This window comes from Streptomyces sp. CA-210063 (assembly GCF_024612015.1).
Classification (GTDB): Bacteria; Actinomycetota; Actinomycetes; order Streptomycetales; family Streptomycetaceae; genus Streptomyces.
Genome location: NZ_CP102512.1, coordinates 8064325 through 8086949, shown reverse-complemented (window position 1 = coordinate 8086949; position 22625 = coordinate 8064325). Strand labels below are relative to the sequence as shown.

19 protein-coding genes and 1 pseudogene are annotated in these 22625 nt (G+C 70.9%); 11 read left to right on the top strand and 9 right to left on the bottom strand.

Features of this window, described 5'->3' with window-relative positions:
* Positions 1-99: 99 nt before the first annotated feature.
* From JIX56_RS35310 to JIX56_RS35290, 5 genes are all read right to left on the bottom strand, one after another.
* Complete coding sequence (locus tag JIX56_RS35310) at positions 100-1101, bottom strand: TerC family protein (RefSeq protein ID WP_257546628.1); 1002 nt, start codon at positions 1099-1101, stop codon at positions 100-102.
* 280 nt (positions 1102-1381) lie between these two features.
* Positions 1382-3445, bottom strand: coding sequence for a TerD family protein (locus JIX56_RS35305; RefSeq protein WP_257546627.1), 2064 nt, complete (start codon positions 3443-3445; stop codon positions 1382-1384).
* A gap of 45 nt (positions 3446-3490) precedes the next feature.
* Positions 3491-4069, bottom strand: a complete 579-nt coding sequence (locus JIX56_RS35300; RefSeq protein WP_257546625.1) for a TerD family protein — start codon at positions 4067-4069, stop codon at positions 3491-3493.
* Between the two features lie 173 nt (positions 4070-4242).
* Entirely contained in the window at positions 4243-6372 is a 2130-nt protein-coding gene (gene uvrB / locus JIX56_RS35295) for an excinuclease ABC subunit UvrB (RefSeq protein ID WP_257546623.1), read from the bottom strand.
* Positions 6373-6412: 40 nt separating this feature from the next.
* Positions 6413-7282 carry an MHYT domain-containing protein gene (locus JIX56_RS35290; RefSeq protein WP_257546621.1) on the bottom strand — a complete coding sequence of 290 codons (870 nt, stop codon included), beginning with the start codon at positions 7280-7282 and terminating at the stop codon, positions 6413-6415.
* Positions 7283-7562: 280 nt separating this feature from the next.
* Here JIX56_RS35290 and JIX56_RS35285 point away from each other — a divergent pair, with 280 nt between their 5' ends.
* Together JIX56_RS35285 and JIX56_RS35280 are read left to right on the top strand one after the other, a co-directional pair.
* The gene (locus JIX56_RS35285; protein ID WP_257546619.1) at positions 7563-8432 is read left to right on the top strand and encodes a glycerophosphodiester phosphodiesterase; all 870 of its coding nucleotides are present in this window, start codon (positions 7563-7565) and stop codon (positions 8430-8432) included.
* 85 nt (positions 8433-8517) lie between these two features.
* Positions 8518-9072: a methylated-DNA--[protein]-cysteine S-methyltransferase gene (locus JIX56_RS35280; protein WP_257546617.1), complete on the top strand. Its 555-nt coding sequence runs from the start codon at positions 8518-8520 to the stop codon at positions 9070-9072.
* Positions 9073-9315: 243 nt separating this feature from the next.
* On the opposite strand, the gene JIX56_RS35275 is transcribed toward JIX56_RS35280, so the two are convergent.
* Entirely contained in the window at positions 9316-9744 is a 429-nt protein-coding gene (locus JIX56_RS35275) for a VOC family protein (protein WP_257546615.1), read from the bottom strand.
* Positions 9745-9843: 99 nt separating this feature from the next.
* Here JIX56_RS35275 and JIX56_RS35270 point away from each other — a divergent pair, with 99 nt between their 5' ends.
* Positions 9844-10749 carry a pseudouridine-5'-phosphate glycosidase gene (locus tag JIX56_RS35270; protein WP_257546613.1) on the top strand — a complete coding sequence of 302 codons (906 nt, stop codon included), beginning with the start codon at positions 9844-9846 and terminating at the stop codon, positions 10747-10749.
* Between the two features lie 142 nt (positions 10750-10891).
* Positions 10892-11794 carry a carbohydrate kinase family protein gene (locus JIX56_RS35265; RefSeq protein WP_257551298.1) on the top strand — a complete coding sequence of 301 codons (903 nt, stop codon included), beginning with the start codon at positions 10892-10894 and terminating at the stop codon, positions 11792-11794.
* A 134-nt stretch (positions 11795-11928) separates the two neighbouring features.
* On the opposite strand, the gene JIX56_RS35260 is transcribed toward JIX56_RS35265, so the two are convergent.
* Positions 11929-12726, bottom strand: coding sequence for a methyltransferase domain-containing protein (locus tag JIX56_RS35260; RefSeq protein ID WP_257546611.1), 798 nt, complete (start codon positions 12724-12726; stop codon positions 11929-11931).
* A 237-nt stretch (positions 12727-12963) separates the two neighbouring features.
* On the opposite strand from JIX56_RS35260, the gene corA reads away from it, so the two are divergent.
* Positions 12964-14091 carry a magnesium/cobalt transporter CorA gene (gene corA / locus JIX56_RS35255; RefSeq protein ID WP_257546609.1) on the top strand — a complete coding sequence of 376 codons (1128 nt, stop codon included), beginning with the start codon at positions 12964-12966 and terminating at the stop codon, positions 14089-14091.
* A gap of 39 nt (positions 14092-14130) precedes the next feature.
* On the opposite strand, the gene JIX56_RS35250 is transcribed toward corA, so the two are convergent.
* Together JIX56_RS35250 and JIX56_RS35245 are read right to left on the bottom strand one after the other, a co-directional pair.
* Positions 14131-14559, bottom strand: coding sequence for a CBS domain-containing protein (locus tag JIX56_RS35250; protein ID WP_257546607.1), 429 nt, complete (start codon positions 14557-14559; stop codon positions 14131-14133).
* Between the two features lie 142 nt (positions 14560-14701).
* Positions 14702-15343 carry a uridine kinase gene (locus tag JIX56_RS35245; RefSeq protein WP_257546605.1) on the bottom strand — a complete coding sequence of 214 codons (642 nt, stop codon included), beginning with the start codon at positions 15341-15343 and terminating at the stop codon, positions 14702-14704.
* Positions 15344-15435: 92 nt separating this feature from the next.
* On the opposite strand from JIX56_RS35245, the gene JIX56_RS35240 reads away from it, so the two are divergent.
* The 6 genes and pseudogenes from JIX56_RS35240 to JIX56_RS35215 all read left to right on the top strand — a co-directional run bounded on the left by JIX56_RS35240 (position 15436) and on the right by JIX56_RS35215 (position 22515).
* The gene (locus JIX56_RS35240) at positions 15436-16119 is read left to right on the top strand and encodes a DUF2293 domain-containing protein (protein ID WP_257546603.1); all 684 of its coding nucleotides are present in this window, start codon (positions 15436-15438) and stop codon (positions 16117-16119) included.
* A 216-nt stretch (positions 16120-16335) separates the two neighbouring features.
* Complete coding sequence (locus JIX56_RS35235; RefSeq protein ID WP_257546601.1) at positions 16336-16815, top strand: anthrone oxygenase family protein; 480 nt, start codon at positions 16336-16338, stop codon at positions 16813-16815.
* A gap of 200 nt (positions 16816-17015) precedes the next feature.
* Entirely contained in the window at positions 17016-18503 is a 1488-nt protein-coding gene (locus JIX56_RS35230; RefSeq protein WP_257546599.1) for a glutamate synthase subunit beta, read from the top strand.
* Between the two features lie 58 nt (positions 18504-18561).
* Positions 18562-18815 (top strand): annotated as a pseudogene (locus tag JIX56_RS35225) (PLP-dependent aminotransferase family protein); the annotation flags it as partial.
* A gap of 293 nt (positions 18816-19108) precedes the next feature.
* Positions 19109-21628, top strand: coding sequence for a PEP/pyruvate-binding domain-containing protein (locus JIX56_RS35220; RefSeq protein ID WP_257546597.1), 2520 nt, complete (start codon positions 19109-19111; stop codon positions 21626-21628).
* Positions 21628-22515 (top strand): hypothetical protein, encoded by an 888-nt coding sequence (locus JIX56_RS35215; RefSeq protein WP_257546595.1) that lies wholly within the window; start codon positions 21628-21630, stop codon positions 22513-22515. Before JIX56_RS35220 ends, JIX56_RS35215 begins: the two co-directional genes overlap by 1 nt.
* Positions 22516-22625 lie beyond the last annotated feature (110 nt).

The window sequence follows — 22625 nt, the reverse complement described above, 5'->3', positions numbered from 1 at the left end:
CAGACGTGAAAGGGCCCCGCACTCGGATGGACGCCGTGTATCTGCGTCCTTCGTCGTGCGGGGCCCCATCAGTGATCGCTGTGCGGTGTTCGGGCTCCGTCAGGCCTCGATGCTGTCCTTCTCGGCGCCTTCGGCCTTCTTCTGCTCGGCCTCGGCCTGCGCCTGCTTCTTGGAGGCGATCAGGCTGGTGATCGTGGTGACGACCAGGACCGCGCAGATCACACCGAGCGAGACCGGGATGGAGATCTCGGGTACGTGGACGCCGGACTCGTGCAGGGCGTGCAGCACCAGCTTCACACCGATGAAGCCGAGGATGACCGACAGACCGTAGGACAGGTGGACCAGCTTCCTCAGCAGGCCGCCGATGAGGAAGTACAGCTGTCGCAGGCCCATGAGCGCGAACGCGTTGGCCGTGAACACGATGTACGGGTCCTGGGTCAGGCCGAAGATCGCCGGGATCGAGTCCAGCGCGAAGAGGACGTCCGTGGTGCCGATCGCGAGCATCACGACCAGCATCGGCGTCATGACGCGCTTGCCGTTCTGCTCGATCCACAGCTTGGTGCCGTGGTACCGGTCGGCGACACCGAAGCGCTTCTCTGCGGCCTTGAGGAGCTTGTTCTCCTCCCACTCCTCGTCCGACTCATCGGCCCTGGCCTCCTGGATCAGCTTCCAGGCGGTGTAGATCAGGAACGCGCCGAAGATGTAGAACACCCAGGCGAAGCTGGCGAGGATGGCCGCGCCCGCGGCGATGAATATCGCGCGGAGCACCAGGGCTATCAGCACACCGACCAGCAGCACCCGCTGCTGGTACTGCGAGGGCACGGAGAACTTCGCCATGATCAGGACGAAGACGAAGAGGTTGTCGACGCTCAGGGACTTCTCGGTGATGAAGCCCGCGAAGAACTCTCCGGCCGGCTGGCCGCCGGCGAAGACGAGCAGCCCGAGCCCGAAGAGGGCGGCCAGGACGATCCAGACGACCGTCCAGATTCCGGCTTCCTTGATGGACACGTCATGGGGCTTGCGGCCGATGAAGAAGTCGACCGCGATGAGGGCGGCAAGGCCCAGGACAGTCAGGACCCATAGGGTCGTGGAAACATCCACTGCGCCTCCGGCAGTACGTAACGGCAAATTTTCAGCGTCGTCGCTACCGGAGGTCTCTTCCACCCGGTCCTCCAGGGCGTTCCACAACGCCTGGTGCCGCCGGGCCGACGCCCCGGGATCTGGATTGATCCGTATTGACGGGGACGCCGCAGCATGTAGGGAGTACTCCCCTCCGCACCAAGAGAGTACCCAATCACCAAGAGTAGGTAAAGGGTCAGGCAAAGGAAGCATCAAAAGAGCTGGTCAGGCGGCTTTGCCAGGGCTTGGTACGGGGTGGTCCTCACCGGTTCCAGGAGCGGCGGGCGTCCGCGACCCGGGCGAGCACCTCGTGCATGACCCGGCTGCCGGGCGGAAGGCTCAACGGCTCGTACGTCCACGCGTGCCCGACCCAGGGATCGGCCAGGTGGTCGTCGGGGGTGGGCGTGAGTCGCATCAGCGAACGCCACAGCGGGTCGAGCAACGGCCCGTAGGCGGTGGCGTCCTGCCGGTCGGCGACCATCATCAGGTGGACGCCGACGGCCGGGCCCTCGTCCGCGAGATAGCGGAGCTGGGTCACCGCTCGGTCGTCGAAGCCGTGCGGGAAGTCGTTGACGATGAGCAGTTGCTCCGCCGTGTCGAAGCCGGGGGGCAGTGCGTCGGGCGCGCCACCGCGCACCGCCATCTGTACGAGGTCGACCCGCTGGGTGAGCCGCCCCAGGACGTCCGAGACGCCGGCTGCTCCGGCGGCTGGCGGTCCGGCGAGCACACCGGCCCCCACCAGCGGCGCGAGCGCGGACGAGCCGGCTCCGGCCGGGTCGACGACGTGCACCGCGAACTCGCCCGGCGGGTAGACCGCGAGCAGGCGGGCGGCGAGCGCCACCGCCGTGTCCAGCGCGAGGCGGCGCAGCTCGTCGGAGTCGACGAGCGCGTCACGGGAGCCGGAGCGGCCGCTGTCGATCCACAGGCCGCGTTCCAGCGGCAGCCGGACCAGCATCGGTATGCGCACGTCCTCGCTCTCCGGCAGATGCAGGTCCCCCAGGCGCAGGGCCATCGGGATCTCCATCGGCACCCGGTAGCCGTGCCAGACCGGGTTGTCCCAGCTCGCGTACGCCGGGGGCAGCGCGGGCTCGACGACGTCGGCCTCGGCCCGGAGCTGGGCGAGGTCGCGGTCGAGGGCGGCCCTGGCCTGGTCGACGAGCTGGGCGTGCTTGGCGCGGGCGGCGTCGCGCGCGGCGTCGCCCTGGCCGCTGACGCGGCTGCGCGGGTCGGACAGGACCTTGTCCAGCTCCTGCTCCATGCGCGACTCGGCGAAGTCGACGGCGCTGCGGTACGCGGCGGTGGTGCGGGCGAGGTCCTCGAACATGCCCCACACCTGGTTGTAGAGCCGCTCCTCCATGGACCAGCCGGTCGCGTCACCGGCGACGGGCTGTGCGGGCTGCCCCGGCTGGGCGGGAGGCGCGGTCGGCGGGGGTGGGGGCGGCGCGGTGGTCTGCCGGCCGGGATGGGTGTAGTCGACCGGGCCGCCGGCCGCGGGTGCGGCGGGCTGGGTGCCGGTGGACGGGTCGGCCGGGGTAGGACCGCCGTGCTGCGCCGACGCGTGATCGGGCGGTGTGGCGTCGTGGGGAGAGCCGTACGGGGGTGTGGTGCCGTACGGGGAGGTGGGCTGGTGTCCTTGCTGCGGCGATGTGTTCCCGGAGAGGCCCTGGGGTGTCGTGCCGCCGTGGGTCTGGTCGGGGCCCTGCGCGGGTGCGGCCGTCTGGCGGGGGCGGTCCGCGTCCGGCAGGCGGGGCGGGGGTGCGGCCACCGAGCGGGCGAGGCCCTGGGCCACGGCCTCGTGGATACCGCCGGCGAGCTGCTGCGCCTGGGGCAGGCCCTGGTCGGTGAACAGCTCCGCGAGGCCGCCCGCGTATCCCTGGCCGACCGCGCGGACCTTCCAGACGCCCTGCCGGCGGTACAGCTCCAGGGCGATGACGGCGGACTCCGCCTCCAGATCGGTGAGGGTGTAGCTGGCGACCTCGGTGCCGTCGAGGCCGGTGACCGCGACGAAGGGGGCGGCGACAGCGCCGAACCGTGCCGGGCCGCCGGACCCGGACGGCAGGGCCAGCAGCACGGTCACCCGGTGCACGGACGGTGCCAGGGCGTCGAGGTCCACGGCGAGGCGGTGGTCCGCCGCCGCCTGTTGGGAGACCTCGATGCCCGGCAGGGTGGGCGCGCCCGGGTGGGCGACCCACTCCACGCCGTGCACCCGGCCGTGCTCGTCACCGAGGGTGGCCCCGGCCACGATCGGCGTGCCGGCCGAGACGCGGATCTCCAGTCGGACCTCGGGCAGCGGATGGTTCTGCCCCCGGGCCAGCTCGGCCGTCATCGACTTCTTCCCCCTGTGTCGCGTACTGCGTGGTGCCTCTGCTGCCTACAGGACCGGCAGGATCGCCGGCATCAGGTCCTGGAAGGTACGGCCGTTGGCGGGCGTACCGATGGCGGTCATCTGCCAGCCCGTGCCCGCGCGGTGCACCTTGGCCATGATCTGGGCCGTGTACTGGCCGCCGCCCGCGAGGGTGTAGCGCGCGAGCTCCTGGCCGTTGGTCTCGTCGACCAGACGGCAGAACGCGTTCTGCACTTCCTGGAACGTCTGGCCCGTGAAGGAGTTCACCGTGAAGATGATCTGGTCGATGTGGACCGGCACCCGGGCCAGGTCGACGAGGATCGCCTCGTCGTCCCCGCCCTGGCCGACACCGCCGACGAGGTTGTCGCCGGTGTGGCGGACGGAGCCGTCGTCGCTCACCAGGTGGCGGAAGAAGACGACGTCGACGGGCTGCTTGTCGGCGAACAGCACGGCGGAGGCGTCGAGGTCGATCTCACGGGTGCGGGATCCGAACAGGCCGCGGCGGGGGGCAGCCTGCCATCCGAGGCCCATGCGCACCGAGGTCAGACTGCCTCCGTCGTTCTTCTGCAGACTGATGGCCTGACCCTTGGTCATGTTGACGGTCACGCGCTGATTCCCCTCTCGAACCTGTCCCCTGTTGCCGCGGAGTCCGCGGATGTGCAGCACCTTACGCAGCGGCACTGACATTGCCGCAGCCTGTGTCGCACTTTGTGTCGGTCTTGCAACACAGCGCGCGCATACCCGGGGGCACGGCCCTCCCCCGGCGCCTGCCAGGGCCGTCAGGCCAGGCCGGCCTCCTTCATCTGCCGCAGTTCCTTCTTCATCTCGGAGACCTCGTCGCGCAGCCGGGCCGCGATCTCGAACTGCAGATCGGCGGCGGCCGCGCGCATGCGCTCCGTCATCTCCTCGATCTGCTGGGCGAGGTCGGCCGCGGGGCGGTCGGTCGGGACGGTCTCCTTGGCCTTGCCCTTGGCGGTCTTGGCCGCCTTGCCGCCGAGGGAGGGCACGGGGGCCTTGGCGCCCTTGCCGTCCTTCCCCTTGCGGTAGCCCGTGCCGAGCAATTGCTCGGTGTCGACGTCCTCGCGGGCGATCTGCGCGACGATGTCGTTGATCTTCTTGCGGAGCGGCTGGGGGTCGACGCCGTGCGCCTTGTTGTACGCGACCTGCTTCTCCCGGCGCCGGTTGGTCTCGTCGATGGCCTTCGCCATCGCCGGGGTGATCTTGTCGGCGTACATATGGACCTGACCCGAGACGTTGCGCGCCGCGCGGCCGATGGTCTGGATCAGCGAGGTCCCGGAGCGCAGGAAGCCTTCCTTGTCGGCGTCCAGGATCGCCACCAGGGAGACCTCGGGGAGGTCGAGACCCTCTCTGAGGAGGTTGATGCCGACCAGGACGTCGTACTCACCGGCGCGCAGCTCGCGCAGCAGTTCGACACGGCGCAGGGTGTCGACGTCGCTGTGGAGGTAGCGGACCTGGATGCCGAGTTCGAGGAAGTAGTCGGTGAGGTCCTCGGCCATCTTCTTGGTGAGGGTGGTGACGAGGACGCGCTCGTCCTTCTCGGTGCGCTGCCGGATCTCGTGCACCAGGTCGTCGATCTGGCCCTCGGTCGGCTTGACGACGACCTCGGGGTCGACCAGGCCGGTGGGGCGGATGATCTGCTCGACATGGCCGTCCCCCCGGGACAGCTCGTACTGTCCGGGGGTCGCCGAGAGGTAGACCGTCTGCCCGACGCGCTCCTGGAACTCCTCCCACTTCAGGGGGCGGTTGTCCAGGGCGGACGGCAGCCGGAAGCCGTGGTCGACGAGGGTGCGCTTGCGGGAGGCGTCGCCCTCGTACATCGCGCCGATCTGGGGCACGGTGACGTGGGACTCGTCGATGACGAGGAGGAAGTCGTCCGGGAAGTAGTCCAGCAGCGTGTTCGGCGGGGAGCCGGGCTCGCGGCCGTCGAAGTGCATCGAGTAGTTCTCCACGCCGGAGCAGGAGCCGATCTGGCGGAGCATCTCCAAGTCGTACGTCGTGCGCATGCGCAGCCGCTGGGCCTCCAGGAGCTTGCCCTGCTTCTCCAGCTCGGCGAGGCGCTCCCCCAGCTCCTTCTCGATGTCGTTGGCGGCGCGCTCCAGGCGCTCGGGGCCGGCGACGTAGTGGGAGGCGGGGAAGACGTACAGCTGCTCGTCGTCGCTGATGATCTCGCCGGTGAGCGGGTGGAGGGTGGAGAGGGCCTCGATCTCGTCGCCGAACATCTCGATACGGACGGCGAGCTCCTCGTAGACCGGGAAGATCTCGATGGTGTCGCCGCGGACGCGGAAGGTGCCGCGCGCGAACGCCAGGTCGTTGCGCGTGTACTGGATGTCCACGAAGCGGCGCAGCAGTTCGTCCCGGTCGAACTCGTCGCCGACCCTCAGGGGGACCATGCGGTCCACGTACTCCTGTGGCGTGCCGAGGCCGTAGATGCAGGAGACCGAGGCGACCACGACGACGTCGCGGCGGGTGAGCAGCGAGTTCGTCGCGGAGTGGCGCAGGCGTTCGACCTCCTCGTTGACCGAGGAGTCCTTCTCGATGTAGGTGTCCGACTGCGGGACGTAGGCCTCCGGCTGGTAGTAGTCGTAGTACGAGACGAAGTACTCGACCGCGTTGTTCGGCAACAGCTCGCGGAACTCGTTGGCCAGTTGGGCGGCCAACGTCTTGTTCGGCGCCATCACCAGGGTGGGGCGCTGGAGCTTCTCGATCATCCACGCGGTGGTGGCGGACTTGCCGGTGCCGGTCGCGCCGAGCAGGACGACGTCCTTCTCACCTGCTCCGACGCGCTGGGCGAGCTCGGCGATGGCCGTGGGCTGGTCGCCGCTCGGCTGGTAGGGGCTGACGACCTCGAAGGGCGCCACCGTGCGTTCGATCTGGGAAACGGGCCGCATGGAATCAACCGTACGACCCCGCACTGACAACGGGCTCCGATCAGCGGTTCTGCGGGGTGCGGGAACTCCGCTCGTGGTGCTCCGGGCCGGTATGTGACTCCTGGCGCCGGCAGATGTGCGCGGTGGCCTGGGCCGGGATGCCGGGCCGCCGCTCGACCGGGTTCCCGTGGAACCTGCCCATGATCATGAACGGGTCGAACATCACGACGACGCCCGCGAGGAGCAGGAAGACCAGCGGGCCGATCATCAGCGGGGCGAGCAGTGCGGCGGACGAGGAGCCGCCGTCCGTGGCGGGGGCGGCGGCGCTGTGCAGATGGACTCTGAGGGCGGCCATGCCGGTGTAGTGCATGCCGCTGACCGCGATCCCCATGACGAGGCTGGCGCCCACGCTCCACAGGAAACCGCGGACCTGTCCGGCGGCCCACAGGGCGGCGATCGCGGCCACGACGGCGATGACGACCGAGGCGGCCACGGTGAAGGTGTTGTATCCGAGCGTGCCGTTGAGGCGCATTCCGGCCATGCCGAGGTAGTGCATGGAGGCGATGCCGAGGCCGGTGATGGTGCCGCCGGTGAAGAGCGCGGCGCCGGTGGCCCCCTTGGAGGCCACCATGAAGATCCCGATGCCGACCATGACGACGGCGACGGCGAGGCTCGCGAACGTGGTCAGCGGGTCGTACTGGATGGGGGTCTGCAGGACCTTGAAGCCCATCATCGCGACGAAGTGCATCGTCCAGATGCCGGAGCCGATCGCCGCCGATCCCAGCACGAGCCAGCCGATCCGCCAGCGGCCGTCGACGAGCATCGATCTGGTGGTGCAACGCAGGCCGAGCGCACCACCGAGGCAGGCCATGAGATAGGCCACCACCGGTGTGACGAGTCCGTAGCTGAAGCCGTCGACCGTGCCCTGCATTCGCGGCTGCCTTTCCCGCCCTGTCGCGTCCCTGGATTCCCTGCGACACCCCCGCCCCCGGGACCGCCTCAACGGTCAGGGTTGTCGCAGAGAGTATGACCCCCACCGGAATGGTCGAACGATTTTCCGGCAAAGAAACACGCCCTTGCCCCACTTGTGCGGTGCCCGTGAGCGGACTTGGGCAACTCCATTCAATTCGTGGCCATCCTGCACCCTCCTGCCGTTGACCCCCTGCTGTCACCCTTGAGCTGACCGTGATCGATCGACGCGAGGAGTACGCATGCACGTGCGCGCAGTCGCCGCCGCGACCACCGCGTTCATGGGGGCCACCGTCCTCCTGCTCCCCACTTCCGCCGCCCACGCGGCCGCCGACGCCGAGAATCCGCTGGTCGTCGCGCATCGTGGAGCTTCCGCCTACGCGCCCGAGAACACCCTGGCCGCCGTCGACAAGGCCGACGAGATGGGCTTCGCCTGGGTCGAGAACGACGTCCAGCGCACCAAGGACGGCCGGCTCGTCGTCCTGCACGACGCGACACTCGCGCGGACGACCGACGTCGAAGAGCTCTATCCGGACCGCGCGCCCTGGAATGTGGGGGACTTCACCGCCGCGGAGATCGCGCGCCTGGACGCGGGCAGCTGGTTCAGCACCAGCTACGCGGGCGCGCGCGTGCCGACGTTGGAGCAGTACATGAGGCGTGTGTCACGCAACCATCAGAAGCTCGTCCTGGAGATCAAGAACCCCCAGCTCTACCCGGGCATCGAACAGCAGACCCTGAAGGTGCTCAGCAACGAGGGCTGGCTCGGCCCGGCGCACCTGCGGAAGCTGGTGATCCAGAGCTTCAGCGCCGACACCGTACGGCGTGTCCACGAGCTGCGCCCGGCCGTGAAGACCGGCTTCCTCGGCACCCCGGACATCGCCGACCTGCCCGAGTACGCGACCTTCGCCGACCAGATCAACTCCTCGTACACGACCATCTCCAGGTCCTACGTCTCCGCGATCCACGCGCTGGAGGGTCCGCACGGGAAGCCGTTGGAGATCCTCACCTGGACCGTGAACGACGCGGACAACGCCCGCCTGGTGGCCGGCTACGGCGTGGACGGCATCATCACCAACAAGCCGGACGTGGTCAGAGAGGCCACGCTGAGCTGACGACGACTCCTTGAGTCCGTGGCGTGCGTTCCGGTGCTGAGCGCACGCCACCGGCGTTGTCAGTGGCGGGCCGTACGGTGGTCGCATGAACAGCCATGCGCAGGACGAGCAGCAGGTCGCGTGGGCCGTCGTCGGCACGGACATCGGCCCGCTGCTGCTGGCCGCGACGGACGACGGCCTGGTGAACGTCGTGTTCCACGCGACGGACGCGGTGCGCGACAAGGCGCTCGACCGGCTCGCCTCCCGCCTCGGCACCACACCCGTCGAAGCGTCCAACGCCCCTCAGCTGGCCGAGGCGATACGCCAGGTCGAGGCGTACTTCGCGGGCGAGCGGCACACCTTCGAGCTGCCGCTGGACTGGTCGCTGATCTCCGGGTTCAACCGCCAGGTGCTGCGCGAGCTGGCCTCCGGCGTCCCGTACGGCTCGGTCGTGGGGTACGGCGACCTGGCCCGGCGGGTGGGGCAGCCCGGCGCGGCCCAGGCGGTCGGTGTGGCGATGGGGTCGAATCCGCTGCCGGTGGTGGTGCCGTGCCATCGGGTGGTCGAGAGCGACGGCGGCATCGGCGGGTTCGGCGGCGGGCTGGAGACCAAGCGGAGGCTGCTGGCGCTGGAAGGGGTCCTTCCGGAGCCCTTGTTCTGAGGTGCCCCTGTTCCGGTCTGCCGAGGCCCCCCTCCTCTGAGGCACCCATGGACGGTCTTTGTGTGCCCATGCGTGACCTTTGCGGATGAGGTGCGGGAGGCGAGCGCCGCGCCGCGAATCGGTCATCGGTCGTCGTTCCGGTACGCGGAGGCTGTCCGGAAACCGCTCGCGGTAGCAGACTCAGCCGTACGGACAGGCGGTGCGCACGCGCTCGTGGGCACCACCGGTCCACAGGTCACCGCGCTACTCGTAGTGCCGAGCCTCGAACACGTTGCCGTCCGGGTCCCGGAAGTAGAAGCTGCGCCGGGCCATCCCGCGTGCCCCGAAGGAGTCGTACGAGAAGTCCGAGACGGGGACCGCCCGTTCCTCCAGACGGGCGCGCAGTTCGTCGAAGGCATGGCCCGGCATGGCGAGGCAGACGTGGTTGACGGGGTGCCCGGCGCTGTCGGCGGCGCCGGGCACCATCTTCATGTTCTCGGCCACGGTGAGCGGCATGAGGTCGAGGATGGTCTCGTCGTTGAGGCGTACCGAGGGGAAGGGTGCCTGTCCCGCGGCGTATTCGGTGACCCTCACGGGTTCCAGGCCGACGGCCTTCTCGTAGAAGTCGGCCGCGGCGATCGGCTCCCGCACCCAGAGGACGACGTGGTCGAGACGTGTGGTGTTGTCCGTCATGCACCTCAGGCTGGTGTCCTGCACCACAACGCGCAAGGGTTTGGCCGGGCACGCCGTCCGCCAGGGATGAGGGAAGAACGACAGACAGGAGGCAAGCGCGTGCTGGTGGTGTCCGAAGAGGTGCGGGAAGCGGTCGACGCGCGTCGACCCGTGGTGGCGCTGGAATCCACGATCATCGCGCACGGGCTGCCCCGCCCGCGCAATCTGCGGGTCGCGCTGGAGCTGGAGGACGTCGTACGGCAGGAGGGCGCCGTACCGGCGACGATCGCCGTGCTCGACGGGCGGCCCCACATCGGCCTCGACAAGGAGCAGGTGGAGCGGGTCGCGAACGAGGACGGCATCCGCAAGCTCGGGCACCGGGACCTGCCGCTCGCGGTGGCCTCGGGGGTGAGCGGCGCGACCACCGTGTCGGCCACCGCCCAGCTGGCCGCCCTGGCAGGCGTACGGGTGTTCGCGACAGGCGGGCTGGGAGGCGTGCACCGGGAGTGGACGGTGACCCAGGACGAGTCCGCCGACCTGGGGCTGTTGGCACGCACCCGGATCACCGTGGTGTGCGCGGGCGTGAAGTCGATCCTGGACGTGCCGGCGACCTTGCAGCGGCTGGAGACGCTGGGGGTCGCGGTCGCCGGGTACGGCACGGAGCGCTTCCCCGGCTTCTATCTGTCCGACTCGGGCCACCCGGTGGAGTGGACGCTCCGGTCGCCGGGTGAGGTCGCGGACGTGATGCGGGCGCAGGACGCGCTCGACGGCCCGGAGTCGGCGCTGATCGTCGCCAACCCGGTGCCCGAGGAGGAGCAGCTCGATCCCGACCTGCACGCGCGCGTGCTCGCCGAGGCGCTGCAGGCGTGCGAGGCGGAAGGCATCACGGGGCAGGCGGTCACACCGTTCCTGCTGAGCTATCTGGTACGGCACACCGACGGCGCTTCCCTGAGCGCCAACCTGGCGGCGGTACGGGGCAACGTACGGCTCGCATCGCGGATCGCGGCGGCCTGGGCCGGGGCGTGAGGTGGCGCGACGGAACGTGAACCGGCCAGGCGGTGAAGTGGGCGGATCCGGCGGTGAAGTGGGCGGATCCGGCGGTGAAGTGGGCGGATCCGGCGGTGAAGTGGGCGGATCCGGCCGTGAGGTGGGCGGATCCGGCCGTGAGGTGGGCGGGGCGCTGCTCGTCGTGGGTGACGTCGTCACTGATGTCGTCGCCCGGCACCGGGGGCCGCTCGCGCCGGGCACCGACACGGCCTCCGCGATCCGGACGCTGCCGGGCGGGGCGGGTGCCAACGTGGCCTGCTGGGCTGCCCATCGGGGCTGCGCGGACGTGCGGCTGCTCGGGCGGGTGGGCACGGACGGGGCCGTGTGGCACGAGCGGGAGCTGCGGGCTTCGGGGGTACGGCCCCACCTGGTCGTCGATCCGGAAGCGGCGACGGGGACGGTGATCTGCCTCGTGGACACGGGCGACGCGGCCGAACGCACGTTCCTCACGGACAGCGGTGCCTCGCTGCGGCTGGACCCGGACGACTGGTCGCCGTCCCTGCTCGACGGGGTCGCGCGACTGCATCTGTCGGGCTATCTGTTCTTCTCGGAGCCGAGTCGCGCGCTGGTCTCTGTGGCCCTTGAGTCGGCACGCGCGCGTGGAGTGCCGGTGAGTGTGGATCCCGCGTCGGCCGGGTTCCTCACGCAGTTGGGGGTGGACCGCTTCCTCGCGCTGGCCGAGGGGATCGACGTGCTGCTGCCCAGCCGCGACGAGGCGTATCTGCTGACGGGACTGCCCGATCCGGCCGACGCGGCAGCCAAGTTGAGCCGCCTCGTTCCCCTGGTCGTGGCCAAACAGGGGGCCGACGGTGCGCTGATCGCTCGCGGGGGCAGCGTCGAGTCCCGGATTCCGGCGGCACCCGCCGCGCCCCGCGACACCACCGGCGCGGGTGACGCCTTCACCGGGGCGTTCCTGGCCGCGCTGCTCGCGGGCGCGGAGGCCGAGGAGGCGGCGGCCGAGGGGTGCGGGGCGGGGGCGCTGGCGGTGGAGAAGGTGGGCGGAAGGCCGCCGACGGTCGACTGAGACCCGCGGCGCCAAGCGGCTGACCGAGGCCCGCGGCGTCAGGCGGCCGACCGAGGCCCGCGGCGTCAATGGTGCGGCGGCCCGGTGGTGTCAACCCTGTGGCGGGGCGCCCCACCATGGGGCATGGCATGCCGCTACGCCTTCCGTCCCCACGCCGAGATCAGCGGAGGGGCGGCGATGTCCATCGTGCCGACGGCCACGTTGGCCAGATGCCGGTCGATCTCCTCACTCGTGGCGAGGTTCGCCGCGACGAGCGCTTCGCCGACCCGAAGGATGGTCGCCGACTCCAGGGCGGCGCAGTTGGGGGAGGCGACGGGGAAGTACACGTCGGCCTCGACACCGCGCAGGCCCGCCGCGCGCAGCAGACGCGGGAGTCGGCGGCCGTACGCCGGGTCGACTCCGCGTTCGGCGAGCAGGGCGCGGACGGCCTGGCGGAGCCGGTTGGCCAGCTGGTGCTCGGGGCCGGATTCCTCGAGGCAGGCCAGGGGTTGGAGGTCGGGGTCGGCGTCCTGGATCAGGAGTCGTCCGCCGGGGCGCAGTGCGTTGATCATCGAAAGCAACGCCCGCTCGCGGTCCGGGGCATGGACAAGGGCGAGCCGGGCGTGGACGAGGTCGAAGCCCTCCCCCGGCGGCTGGTCGACGCCCACCTGGTGGACCAGGGCCTCGACCGGAGGTCGGGTGACCGAGGGGACAGCCCATGAGATGTCGGTGTCGGTCGCGATGACCTTGCCGGTCGGTCCGACCTTCTTGGCCAGCCAGGAGACCACGGAGGTGCCGCCCGCGCCGACCTCCCAGCAGCGCCAGCCGGACCCGAGGCCGAAGCCCTCCATGTGCCGGAACGTCGCGCGGTCGAAAAGCGTGGCAAAGGCGTCGGAGCGCTGCCCCTTCTCGGTCTGCTGGTGGTCGAGGAGATATCCGTCGGTTCGCATCATGCCGTGATCATCCCATTTAACCGACTTATCACTAATAGCGACGCTCCCGCAGTCCGTCATGTCCGCCCCGACAGCGGCCGACTGGGCCCGACCGGAACGGCTGGTGCAGTTGGAACGTCTGGAAGTGGAGCGGAAGGCTCCATTCCCACAGCCTTACCCGGCACTCATTCGGTCCTGGCAAACTGGCGCGACAAGGCACGAAGTGCGGTGCGAGGAGATCCACGCAAGGAGAGCCAGATGTCCATGGCAGGGAATCTGCGGAAGGTCACCGGCCTCGACAAGGTCGGCGGCCTCCGCAAGATGGCACGGCTGGCCCGGCGTCGCCCACGCGTCGACCTCAGTCACCCGGCCCGCTCCCCGCTGGGCACCTCGGTGGTGAACTGCGTGACGTACCACAAGGGCGTCCGCTCCCCCGGCGGCCGCGATGTCATCGAGGCCGTCAAGCAGGTCCGCAGGCACGACCACGGCTTCGTCTGGCTCGGGCTGCACGAGCCGACACAGAGGGAGTTCGCCGGCATCGCCGAGCTCTTCGACCTGCACCCACTGGCGGTCGAGGACGCGGTCGAGGCCCATCAGCGCCCGAAGCTGGAGCGATACGGCGACACCCTGTTCGCAGTGTTCAAGACCGTCTGCTATGTCGAGCACACCGAACTGACCGCGACCAGCGAGGTGGTGCACACCGGCGAGATCATGGTCTTCGTCGGCGCCGACTTCGTGATCACGGTACGGCACGGGCGGCACGGCTCACTCGGCCCGCTGCGCGAGGAACTGGAGACGAATCCGGAACAACTGGCCAAGGGTCCGGCCGCGGTGCTGCACGCGATCGCGGACCACGTGGTGGACGACTATCTGAACGTCACGGACTCCGTGCAGACAGACATCGACCAGGTCGAGACCGATGTGTTCGCCGCGAACGGCTCGCGCGTCGACCCCGGCCGCATCTACCAGCTCAAGCGCGAACTGCTCGAACTGAAGCGGGCGGTGGCCCCACTCGCCCGCCCTCTCCAGGAGCTCACCTCACGGCCGATCCGGGTGGTCGACCCGGAGACACAGGCCTACTTCCGGGACGTCTCCGACCACTTGCTGCGGGCCACCGAGCAGATAGCCGCGTTCGACGAACTGCTGAACTCGATCCTGCAGGCACATCTCGCGCAGGTCAGCGTGGCGCAGAACGAGGATATGCGGAAGATCACGGCGTGGGCGGCGCTCATCGCCGTGCCGACCATGGTGTGCGGGGTGTACGGCATGAACTTCGAGCACATGCCCGAGCTGCACTGGAAGTTCGGCTACCCGCTGGTCCTCGGAGTCATAGCCACCGCTTGTGTCACCCTCTACCGAGGCTTCAAGCGCAACGGCTGGCTGTGACTCCAGGACCGGCGGCAGCGGGAGCGGGGGATCGGCCGGTCAGTGCGTCGCGCTCTTCGCGTAGACGCTTTCGGCCCAGGAGGCGATCTGGTCGTCCGACAGATGGTGGGCCAGGTCGGCTTCGCTGATCATGCCGACGAGACGCTTGTTCTCGATCACCGGGAGCCGGCGGATCTGGTGCCCCTTCATCTCCTCGAGCACCTCGCTGATGTCGGCGTTCGCGTCGATCCAGCGCGGTGTGCCCTTGGCCAGCTCGCCCGCCGTGATCGTGGACGGGTCATGGCCCAGAGCGACACAGCCGACGACGATGTCCCGGTCCGTGACGATGCCGCAGAGCCGTTCGTTCTCGTCGCTGATGGGGAGCGCTCCGACGTTCAGCTGGCGCATCAGCTGGGCGGCCCGGTCCAGGGTCTCGTGGGCGGGGATCCACTGGGCGCCGCGGTGCATGATGTCTCCGGCGGTGGTCATGTAGTACCTCCCGATGCCGGACGGCCGGCGCGGCGCAGGACGCACCGCTAAGTCCCGGCGCCCTACATTCTTGCCGCGACCGGGGTGAAGCGCACTCGGAGGGGATCGCCCACTCCGCCGCCCAGCCCGTGACTCTCGCCCGTCAGCCGTTCCAGGCCGGGTGTCGTGGGTCGTCGGCGCGTACCAGGACGTCGGCGGTGGTGGCCGGGTCGGTTTCGGTCTCGTAGCGCTCGAAGGCGGGGAGGGTCCAGTAGTCGCGCTCGGGGGTACGGCGGCGCAGTGCGCCCGGGGAGAGGAGGACGTGGACGGTCAGATCGAAAGGGAACCAGTGCTTCAGGAGGAGGGGGCCGTGCGTCAACAGGATGGCACCGGGCGGGAGTTGAACGTAGGGGCTGCGGGTCGCGCGGTCCGTGGTGGGGTCCCAGAGGTCGGGCAGGACCCGGCCCGTGCCGCCCGCATCGAGCGGACCGAAGACCTCGCGCCACAGGGCAGCGGTGTCGAACCAGCCGTCGTAGTACGCCTCCACGTCCTCGTGGCCGTACTCGAACCGGAGCGACGCCGGCCGAAGGAAGCCCTCGGTGCCCACCACGAGCGAAGGACGGCCGCGTATGCGCAGCGCCTCCGACACAAGGGCGGCGAGATCGCCCGGGCCGGCGGCCGGGGCGCCGTCGAACGCGATACGGGGCCAGGGGGAGCCGTCGTCCGGTTTCAGGTCGAGGAGGCGGTCGGCGAGAAGGTCGCCAAGCCTTTCCCAGGTGATCGCTTCGAATCGCACACGGCCCATGATGCCGCGCACGGCGAACCGTGCCCGAGCTGGTCGGGAGGCGGGCCCGACCGCCGCGTGACCATGCGGCCACCAGGGGGAATGAACCGCGTATGGCAGCGCTCACTACTCCCCCGCCCCGCACCGGACTTGTCGTCGTACAGGCACTCAGGAAGAAGCACTGCGCCGAGTGCCGGAGCGGCCCGGTCGCGCTGCTCGTACTGGAGGAGGGAGCGCCGCGGTGCCTCGACTGCGCGGACCTCGGGCACCTGGTGTTCCTGCCCCGGGGCGACACCGCGCTCACGCGGAGAGCCAGGGAGGAGAGTTCGCTGTCGGCCGTGGTCGTACGGTTCAACCGGCGCCGGAGCCGGTACGAGCGACAGGGCGTCCTGGTCGAGGAGGCCGCGCTCGCCCGGGCCGAGGAGCGATGCCTGGCGGACGCGGAGGCACGGCGCCGGCGCCGGGTGCGGGACGCCCGACGGCGGGCGGCGGAGGACGTGCGCTTCACGGACGCGTTCGCCACGGAGATACGGCGGCTGTTCCCCGCCTGCCCTGCCGAGCGAGCCCGGGAGATCGCCGCCCACGCCTCGGTGCGCGGCAGCGGCCGGGTCGGCCGGAGCGCGGCCGGCCGCGCCCTGTCGGAAGTGGCGGTGACCTCGGCGGTCATCGCGTCCATACGGCACGTGGACACGTCGTACGACCAGCTGCTCATGGCCGACGTGTCACGGTACGAGGCACGGCGACGGATCGCGGGGGTGGTGGAGGGGAGGCTGCGGGAGTGGCGGGGGGCTGGGTGAAGGGGGCGGGGCGGGAGGGGGAGGGGAGGGGAGGGGGAGGCCCCCCGGGAGAGGAAGGGAAAGGTCACTGGGCAGCAGCTGACCGATTCCCTCGACGCTCACGCATGGAGTCGCGCATCTCGGCCACGGTGACTGTGGTCGTGCGGATGTTCACTTGTGGTCACGGTGGGTGGCGGGCAGGATCTTTGGGTTCGGGGGATCGAGGTGGGAGCGGACATGATCGATGGGCCGTACTTCGTACTGACGGTGCTGGGGTTGCTCGGGACGGGGATCGTGGCGGGCGTGTTCTGCGGGTTCTCGACGTTCGTGATGAAGGGGCTGGCGTCGTTGCCGCCGGCGCAGGGCGTGGCGGCGATGCAGGCGATCAATGTCAGTGCTCTGACCCCGGCGTTCATGCTCGTGTTCGCAGGTACGGCGGTGCTGTGCGCCGTGCTGGCCGTCGTGACGTTCGTGCTGTGGCCGGACGAGGGCAGGGTGGAGTTGCTGCTGGGCAGTGCGCTGTACCTGTTCGGCTGCTTCGGGGTCACGATGATGGCGAACGTGCCGCGCAACGAGACGCTCGCCAAGCTGGACGCGGGGACGCCGGAGGCCGCCGCGTACTGGCGCGCGTACATGAGTGAGTGGACGACGTGGAACCACGTCCGGATGGCCGCCTCGGCTGCCGCGGCCCTGTCGTATCTGCTGGCGCTGGCCTGAGGCAGGCGCGGCGGGCGCGTCGTATCGTGGCGGGGAGAGAATGCCGCCCGAAGGCGTACAGCCCTGCGCCATGTGCTCGTGCTTGTGCCTTGTGCTTGTGCCCTGCGCTTGTGCCCTGTGCTGTGCGCCGCACGTCGATCCGAAGTCCGCCGGTGTACGGCCGTGCCCGTACGCGTACGCAATACGTGAGGGAGACGGCCATGGCCGATCCCAAGGGTTTTCTGACCACCCCACGCGAGGAGTGGCCCCGTCGGCCCGTGGAGGAGCGGGTGCGGGACTGGGACGAGGTGTATGTTCCCGGGGCGCTCCTGCCGATCATCAGTAGGCAGGCCGACCGCTGCATGGACTGCGGGATCCCGTTCTGCCACGACGCCTGTCCGCTGGGGAACCTGATCCCCGAGTGGAACGACCTCGTGTCGCGGGAGGACTGGCGGGCGGCGAGCGACCGGCTGCACGCCACGAACAACTTCCCGGAGTTCACCGGGCGGTTGTGTCCCGCGCCGTGCGAGGCGGGGTGTGTGCTGGCGATCAATCAGCCCGCGGTGACCATCAAGAACGTCGAGGTGGCCATCGCCGACCGGGCTTGGGAGGACGGTCTCACGCCGCCGCGCCCGCCCGACCGACTGTCCGGGATGACGGTCGCCGTCATCGGCTCCGGGCCCACCGGGCTGGCGGCGGCGCAGCAGTTGACGCGGGCCGGGCATACGGTCGCGGTGTATGAACGGGCCGACCGGATCGGGGGGTTGCTGCGGTACGGGATCCCCGCGTTCAAGATGGAGAAGCGGCATCTGGACCGGCGGTTGGAGCAGATGCGGGCGGAGGGTACGAAGTTCCGTACGTCGACGGCCATAGGGAAGGACATCGGAGCGGCCGAGCTGCGGGCCCGGTACGACGCCGTGGTCATCGCGACCGGTGCCACGGCCTGGCGGGAACTGGACGTACCTGGGCGGGAGTTGGGCGGTATTCATCAGGCGATGGAGTATCTGCCGCTGGCGGACCGGGTGTGCGAGGGGGATCTGGAGGTGTCGCCGCTGTCGGCGGCCGGGAAACATGTCGTGATCGTCGGGGGTGGTGACACGGGGGCTGACTGTCTGGGGACGGCGGTGCGGGAAGGGGCCGCGTCCGTGACCCAGTTGGACATCTATCCGCTGCCGGTGGCGGAGCGGGACGAGGATGTCGATCCCTGGCCGACGTATCCGAAGGTCTACCGGCTCTCGGCGGCGCACGAGGAGGCGCGCGACCTTCGGACGGCGCCGGCGGCCAGCGCTGACGCGCGGCTCTTCGCGGCGTCCACGCTCCGCTTCAGCGGGGACGAGGCGGGGCACGTACGGGCGTTGCATCTGGTCGAGGTGGACGAGCGGCGACAGCCCCGGCCCGGCACCGGGCGGACGCTTCCCGCCGATCTTGTCCTGCTCGCCCTCGGGTTCTCCGGGCCGGACCGCCATGACGGGCTCGTCGACCAGCTCGGGCTGGCCCTCGATCCGCGCGGAACGATCACGCGGGGGCCGGATTTCGCGACCAATGTGCCTGGCGTGTACGCCGCCGGGGACGCCGCCCGGGGGCAGTCCCTCATCGTCTGGGCGATCGCCGAGGGGCGGGCGGTGGCCGCCGCGGTCGACCACCGGCTGACCGGGGCGGAGCGGCTGCCGGCGCCGATCGGACCGTACGACCGGCCGATGACGGCGTAGCCGCTGCCCGGCAGTGCCGAACCGGCTTGCCGCGTTCGGCCACGGCCGGTTCGGCCCGGCCCCGGCCACACCCGTGGAGGTCACCGGGATGGCGGCGGGGCGGCATGCCGTGCTGCGGCTGCCGCCGGGACCGAGGTGTCCGCGGTGAAGGCGGCTGCGTGGCGGGGCATCGCGCTCGACGGGCTGGTCGCGTTTCGGCATCCCGAGGCGACGGGGGCGCCCCGGACGGGCTCGTCGTGGGGAACGCGACGTGTCCGGCACGCGTACGGGGCGGCGGTGGAGGCGCTGTGCGGGGTGCTGCCGGCCGGGTGAGCGGCTGTACGACGACACGGGTCTGCCGGTGACCGGCGACCAGGTGGCCGACCGTACGGCGACGGGCGACTCAGGTGGCAGGCCAGGAGATGTCCAGGAGATTGCTGGCAGATGTCTCCAGGTCGACAGGAAATCGACGGCGGTGGGATCATTGATGCCAGGAGGTGAGTCATCGCTGCTGCCCTGGGTCCAGACGATCCGGCGGTGATCCGCCCCCATCCTTCGTTCCGTCGTCAGGCGTAGGGTCTTCCTTCGCGTCCCCCCTGTTGACGGCCGGTCCTGGAGGGCGCTCGATGACGACGCTCGACGAACGTCACGGAGAACACGGGGAGGGTGCTCACGACGGGGCGCCGTCCCTGTGCGGCGACACACTCCGTTCTCACGTCGTCCCCCTGAGTCAGCCGACGGCCTCACTCCCCCTTCTCGCCGGTTCCAAGGCGGCCCATCTCGCGCGGGCGGCTCGCGCGGGGCTGCCTGTGCTGCCCGGCTTCGTGATCCCGTACCGCTCACTCGACGCGCACAGGGAGGAGCGCGCGGGCGGTACCTCCACCCTGTCGCATGCCTGGGACGAGCTGTCCGAGCACGGTGCGCGCCCCCTCGTCGTACGGTCCTCCTCGCCGCAGGAGGACACGCGGGAGTCCTCTCTGGCGGGACGGTTCGACTCGGTGCTCGATGTGCGGGGGTGGGAGGAGTTCCGGGCGGCGGTGCGCACGGTGCTCGGCTCGGCGCGGCAGCCCGACGGCGACAGCGCGCCCATGGCGGTGCTCGTCCAGCCGATGCTCCGGGCCCGGGTCGGAGGTGTGCTGTTCGGGGCGGACCCCGTGTCCGGGCGGACCGATCGGATGCTGGTCAGCGCGGTGCGGGGCGGGCCCGACACGCTGGTCAGCGGTGAACAGCCGGGGACGAGTTACTGGTTGAGCCGGTGGGGGCGGCTGCTGCGGACGGAGTCGACGGAGCGGACGGAGCCGGGGGAATCGGCGGAGCCGAAGGAGTCACCACAGTCACCACAGTCGGCGGCGCCGGCGGAGCCGTGGGAGCCGACGAAAACGGGCGAGTCGGCGGCGCCGAGGAGGGCGGCAGGTCCGAGCGAGTCGGCGGCCCGGACGGAGGCGGCCGGGGTGCGGCAGTCGGCCGGGGTGCGGCAGTCGGCCGGCAACGGCCGGCCGCTGCTCACCGCCTCCGAACTGCGTCGTCTCGCCCGTCTCGCTCGCCGGGCCGCCCGGGTGTTCGGTGAGCCGCAGGACATCGAGTTCGGCTTCGACGAGGAGGGGCGGCTGTGGCTGTTCCAGAGCCGGCCGATCACGGCGATGGGGGCGCGGCCGCCGCGTGGTGCCCGGCTGCTCGGTCCCGGGCCGGTGGCGGAGACCCTGCCGGGTCAGTTGGAGCCGTTGGAGGAGGACCTGTGGGTGGCGCCGATGGCCCGTGGGCTCGCTTTCGCGCTCGACATCGGCGGCAGTGCGCCACGCCGGCATCTGCGGACGGCACCGGCCGTCAGGACGGTCGGCGGGCGGGCCGCGGCTGATCTGCGGCTGCTGGGCGCCGTCCCGCCGAGGCATCCCCGGCTCGCGTGGCTCAACCCGGCGCCGGGTGCCCGGCTGCTGGGGGCCGCCTGGCGGGTGGGGCGGCTGAAGAGGACGTTGCCGGGGCTGGCGCTGGACCTGGTGGCCGACGTGGACCGGCGGCTCGCCGAGACCCCGCCGCCCGGGGAACTGCCGACCGCCGAGCTGATCTCGGCCCTCCGCTGGACGCGCGCCACCCTGGTCTCGCTCCACGCCCAGGAAGCTCTCGCGGGCGCCCTGCTCCCGGAGCCTCATGTCACGGCCGCGGGCATGGCCCTCGCCACCCTCGCGGAGACGCGGCACCGGGACCTGCCGGACCGCCAGGTGGTGGCCGCCGAGCCCGTGGTTCTGGCGCTGACCGCCCCCAGCCTGTGGGGCGACCTGCGGCTGCCCCGCCCCGAGGGCACGATCCGAGACGGCTCGCCGACGGTCACCACCGACGCCCCCACCACCCCGGGCGCGGCTTCGGAATACGCCACGCCCGCAACGGCTTCCGCCTCCACCACCCCCGCGGCAGTTTCCCCATCCGCCCCCTCCATTCCCCCCACGCACACAGTCACCCTCCCCGCCCGCCACCGCACTGCCTCCGCCGCCGCCTCCGCCCGCCGCCGCGCGGCTTCCCCTTCCGCCTCCCACCGCACGGCCTCCGTCTCCGTAGGCGCTCTCCCACCCCGTGAGGCCCTGCGGCTGCGTGTCCGTTGGGTGCAGGAGTTGCAGGTCAGGATGGTGCGGGAGGCGGTTCGCAGACTGCTCGTGCGGGGTGTGGTGGGCGATGCCCGGCGGGCGGGGCTGTTGCGGTGGAAGGAGTTCGTCACCGTGCTGGAGGCGGGGGGACTGCCGCGTGACTTCGAGGAGCGGCTGCCCCGGGCCGCGTCCGCGCCGCTCCCCGACATGTTCCGGCTCGCGGAGGGTGGTGTGGTCGTCGCGGAGCGCACCGCCCTGCGGTCCGGGGACGGAGTACGGGGTGTGTCGGGCGGGCGGGCGATCGGCACCGCGTGGGACGGCGAGGGGACCGGGCCGTCGGATGCCGTGCTGGTGGTCCGCACCCTCGATCCGGCGCTCGCCCCGCTGCTGCCCCGGCTCTCGGGGCTGGTCGCGCAGACGGGCAGCCCGTTGTCCCATCTCGCGGTCCTTGCCCGGGAGTTCGGGGTGCCCGCGGTGGTCGGTGTCGATGACGCGGTGCGCCGTTTCCCGCCGGGGACCCGGCTGACGGTCGACGGCACGTCCGGCGACGTACGGGCGGAGGTGCCGTGATGAGGCGCCTCGCCTACCTCTTCGGGGGCGCGGCGGCGGTCGGTGCGGGCGTCTACTTCGTCGTCTACCTCTACCGATGGCAGTGGCAGCGGGCCATTCTCAGTGGGGTGCTGCTGTTGATCGTCGGGGTGCTGTTGCTGGGGATCGTGCTGCTGGGGCGTCTGGCGCGGATCGAGGAACGGATCCGGGAGAGCGACCGGCGGCAGCAGGACGCGCTCGCCCGGCTGCGGCAGGCGCACACGCGCGAGCAGGACGGCCGGTTCCGTTGGCTGGAGGACCCGGCGAGCCGTACGTATGTGTTCGTGCCGGTGCTGATGGTGACCGGTGTGGTGCTGTCCGGGATCGCCTGGCTGGTGCAGCGGATCGCGTCGGTCACGGCCCGGCCCACGGCCGAGCGGCGTCTCGCGGGGCAGCTGTCCGTGCTGACCGCGCCCGATCCGGCCCCGGACACCGATCTGGAGGACACGCGTCCGCTCGGCGGCGGGAGACGGGGCCGGGCGGCCCGGCTGATCACCGTGGGTGTCGGCGCCGCGCTGCTGGTCCCGCTGGTCGTCGGGCTCGCCGACCTCACCCAGACGCGGAAGGAGGAGCGGAACGGGGCCGAGGCTACCTCCGTGCTGGTCAGGGTGGACATGCGTGGTGTGCCCGTGACCGCCGAGCGGCAGTCCATGGCCGCGTCCCAGGCCTGGGAGCGCTGCCGGAACTCCACGTCGGTGCCTCTGCGGCGGACGACGCTGGGCGAACTCGGCGACGGCCTGTTCGCCGGGGTCGTGCGCCCCGCCCTCACCGACCACGACCGCCTGCGGCTGCGCGGCTGCCTGGAGGACGCGGACGTGGACCGCGCCTTCCTGACGGTGGTGGGCATCGGCGACGCGGACAAGGAGTGAAACCCCGGAACCTTATAGTCCGCCTCATCGCCCCACAGCCCAGAGCTCACAGCCCCCGGGAATCGCCGGAGCACCGCGCGCCGGACTTCCCGGACCCCAAAGATCGACAA